We start from the raw sequence: 3,355 nt of genomic DNA, 5'->3' as shown, positions 1-3,355 counted from the left end.
AGCGTGAAACCGATCCTGACCAACCCCGAAGTCGATCCGCACACATACGAGGTAACCCCCATCGACGACGCCGCCATCGCCGATGCCGCATTGGTCATCTACAACGGTGGCGGCTACGACCCTTGGGCCGAACGAGTACTGACCGCTCATCCAGCGATCGAATCGGTAAACGCGTACTCGTTGCTCCTTGCAGCGCCGGATCATGGCGCGGCTCGTCGCAACGAGCACGTCTTTTATGACTTGGACGTCGCCAAGTCGGTGGCCGCCAAGATTGCCGACAAGTTGGCGACGATCGACTCACGCAACGCGGCAGACTACCGCGCCAACGCCGCCAGGTTCGGGCGCAGTGCCGACGCGATCGCCGGCACCGAACACGCCATCGCCACAGAACACCCGAGGGCATCCGTCATAGCAACCGAACCCGTCGCCTACTACCTGCTGGCAGCGTGCGACCTGGTCAACCAGGCTCCGGAAGGCTTCACCGCCGCCACCGAGAACGACGACGAGCCGTCACCCGCCGACATGGCATACGTACTGGACTTGATCGGCAACCGTAAGGTCTCGGCGCTGCTGGTTAACCCTCAGACCGCCACCGCGGCAACCAACGACGTCCAAACAGCCGCACGTCGCGCCGGCCTGCCGGTGACAGAAGTCCCCGAAATGTTGCCCAGCGGCACCGATTATCTGGCCTGGCAACGCAACACCGTCAATAGTCTCGCGGCCGCGCTCGGTCGCGGCGATAATCACAGCTCGTGACCGACGACGTCAAACGCGTCGTCGACAGCCGGCCCAGCGCTGTCTCGCTGACCGGCGCCCGGTTGGCGTTCGGTGACCGGGTGCTTTGGGAGCACCTCGATTTGGCGGTGTCGCCGGGTGAGTTCCTCGCGGTGCTCGGCCCCAACGGGACCGGAAAGACGTCGCTACTCAAGGTGTTGCTCGGACAACTGCCGCTGAGCGCCGGCAGCTTGCTGGTGGGCGGACAGCCGGTGGCCTCACGCGCCGAGCGCATTGGCTATGTGCCGCAGCACCGTCCGATGGATCGGGGTCTGATGCTGCGCGGGCGCGACCTGGTACGCCTAGGCGTCGACGGGCACCGATGGGGAACCACCCAATTACGTCGGGGCGATCGACTGCGCCGCCGCGACGCGGTGCGACGCGCACTGCACCAGGTCAACGCCGACCACCTGGCCGACGTCGCGGTCGGGGTGATGTCCGGCGGCGAACTGCAGCGAGTGCGGATCGCCCAGGCGCTGGCCAACGACCCGATGTTGCTGCTGTGTGACGAGCCGCTGCTGACCTTGGATCCCGCCAACGCGCGGCTGGTCTCGGCGCTGATCGACCGCTGCCGACGGGAGTCGGACATGGCGGTGGTGTTCGTCACCCATGAGGTCAATCCGATTCTGCCCTACGTCGACCGGGTGCTCTATCTGGTCGACGGCCGGTTCCGGATCGGCAGCGTCGAACAGGTGATGACCAGTGAGACGTTGTCAGCGCTCTACCGCACCGACATCCAGGTGCTGAAGGTCAAGGGCCGCTACGTCGTGGTCGGCGAGCCGGGCGCCGAGCACGTGACAACGGACGAGCATGTTTGACGGGCCCGCGTGATGAACGACAAGCTCGCCGACCTGTTGGCGCATCTGTTTTCCTTCGGCATCACCGCCCACCTGCTGCACCACGACTTCGTCCAGCAAGCCCTGGTAGCGGCCGCGCTACTGGGTCTGATCGCCGGGCTAATCGGCCCGTTCATCGTGATGCGACAGATGTCGTTCGCTGTGCACGGCTCCAGCGAGTTGTCGCTGACCGGTGCGGCGTTCGCGCTGCTGGTCGGCTTCCAGGTGGGCGCGGGTGCGCTTGTCGGCAGTGCGGTGGCGGCGGCGTTGTTCGGCCTGCTGGGGCAGCGAGCCCGAGAACGCGACTCCGCGATCGGCGTGGTGCTGGCATTCGGGCTAGGTCTGGCGGTGCTGTTCATCCATCTGTATCCAGAAGGCCAGACCGGCAGTAGTTTCGCGCTGCTGACCGGGCAGATCGTCGGAGTGGGCTATTCGGGGCTGGAAATCCTGGCGGTGGTCAGCGTGCTGGTTGTCGCCGTGCTGGCGGTATGCTACCGACCGCTGTTGTTCGCCACCGTCGACCCCGAGGTCGGGGCGGCGCGCGGAGTGCCGGTGCGCGCGCTCGGCATTGTGTTCGCGGCGCTGGTCGGCGTGGTGGCCGCCCAGGGCGTACAGATCGTCGGCGCGCTGCTGGTGATGTCGTTGCTGATTACACCGGCGGCCGCCGCCGCTCGCGTGTTCGCCTCGCCGACCACGACGATCGTCGCGTCGGTCATTTTCGCCGAGATCTCGGCTGTCGGCGGTCTTGTGCTGTCACTGGCGCCGGGTGTGCCGGTGTCGGTTTTCGTCGCCACCATCTCATTCCTGATCTATGTGGTGTGCTGGCTGCTCGGGCGGCATCAGCACGCAGTAACTAGGCTCTCGAACCATGGTGGCGGTGGACCTTAACGCCGACTTGGGCGAGGGCTTCGGCGTCTGGCGCCTTGGCGACGACGACGCCATGCTCAGCATCGTCACCAGCGCCAACATCGCCTGTGGTTTCCACGCCGGCGACCCGGCCGGGCTGCTGCGGGTGTGTCGCGCGGCCGCCGATCGGGGTGTGCGGATCGGCGCGCAAGTCGGTTACCGCGACCTGGCCGGGTTCGGCCGCCGGTTCATCGACGTCGCCCCGGACGATCTGCTGGCCGACGTCGTCTACCAGATCGGCGCGTTGCAGGCACTCGCACAGGCGGCCGGCTCGGCGGTGCACTACGTCAAACCCCATGGCGCCCTGTACAACACGATCGTGACCCACCGCGACCAGGCGGCCGCCGTCGCCGAGGCGGTGCGCATGGTGGACGCCGGGCTGCCGGTGCTCGGCCTGTCCGGTTCGCTGTTTTTCGACGAAGCGCAGGCACGCGGCCTGCGCACTGTGCCGGAGGCTTTCGCCGATCGCGCCTATCGACCGGACGGCCAGCTGGTGTCGCGCCGCGAACCCGGTGCGGTTCTTCACGATCCGGCTGCCATCGCCGAGCGGGTGCAGACCATGGTGACATCCGGCCACGTTACCGCGGTCGACGGGTCCCCGATCCGAATCAGCGTGGAATCGGTCTGTGTGCATGGTGATTCGCCGGGCGCGGTGCAAATCGCGTCTGCAGTAAGGGATCACCTGAAATCCAGCGGTGTCGACGTGAAGGCGTTTTGCTGATGCGGGCCAGGCCCGGGCGTCCAGACATTGACCGATACGCCGACCGGTTCGACGTCCCCGCGGCGAAAGACGATGCGCCGCTGTCGGTTACCTGGCTGGGTGTGACGACGCTGCTGCT

General features: G+C 66.7%; 4 protein-coding genes and 1 pseudogene. All 5 read left to right on the top strand.

The window, feature by feature from the left end; genetic code table 11:
- A partial coding sequence (locus VFA16_RS22785; protein WP_324970016.1) for a metal ABC transporter solute-binding protein, Zn/Mn family occupies positions 1 to 756 on the top strand: 756 nt, incomplete at its 5' end.
- Positions 753 to 1,592: a metal ABC transporter ATP-binding protein gene (locus VFA16_RS22780; protein ID WP_324970015.1), complete on the top strand. Its 840-nt coding sequence runs from the start codon at positions 753 to 755 to the stop codon at positions 1,590 to 1,592. The genes VFA16_RS22785 and VFA16_RS22780, both read left to right, overlap by 4 nt.
- 12 nt (positions 1,593 to 1,604) lie before the next feature.
- Complete coding sequence (locus VFA16_RS22775) at positions 1,605 to 2,498, top strand: metal ABC transporter permease (protein WP_324970014.1); 894 nt, start codon at positions 1,605 to 1,607, stop codon at positions 2,496 to 2,498.
- On the top strand, positions 2,479 to 3,237 hold the full coding sequence (locus VFA16_RS22770) for a 5-oxoprolinase subunit PxpA (RefSeq protein WP_324970013.1): 759 nt from the start codon (positions 2,479 to 2,481) through the stop codon (positions 3,235 to 3,237). The genes VFA16_RS22775 and VFA16_RS22770 overlap by 20 nt, the downstream gene beginning before the upstream one ends.
- A pseudogene (locus tag VFA16_RS22765) lies at positions 3,237 to 3,355 on the top strand (MBL fold metallo-hydrolase); the annotation flags it as partial. The gene VFA16_RS22770 and the pseudogene VFA16_RS22765, both read left to right, overlap by 1 nt.

The organism is Mycobacterium sp., assembly GCF_035653355.1.
Taxonomy (GTDB): Bacteria; Actinomycetota; Actinomycetes; order Mycobacteriales; family Mycobacteriaceae; genus Mycobacterium.
Note: the sequence above shows the minus strand (reverse complement) of the source record. Positions and strands in the feature narration are given on the sequence as shown.

Coding starts and splice junctions, on each gene's coding strand:
- VFA16_RS22775 (WP_324970014.1), top strand. CDS start 1,605: ATGAACGACAAGCTCGCCGACCTGTTGGCGCATCTGTTTTCCTTCGGC.
- VFA16_RS22770 (WP_324970013.1), top strand. CDS start 2,479: ATGGTGGCGGTGGACCTTAACGCCGACTTGGGCGAGGGCTTCGGCGTC.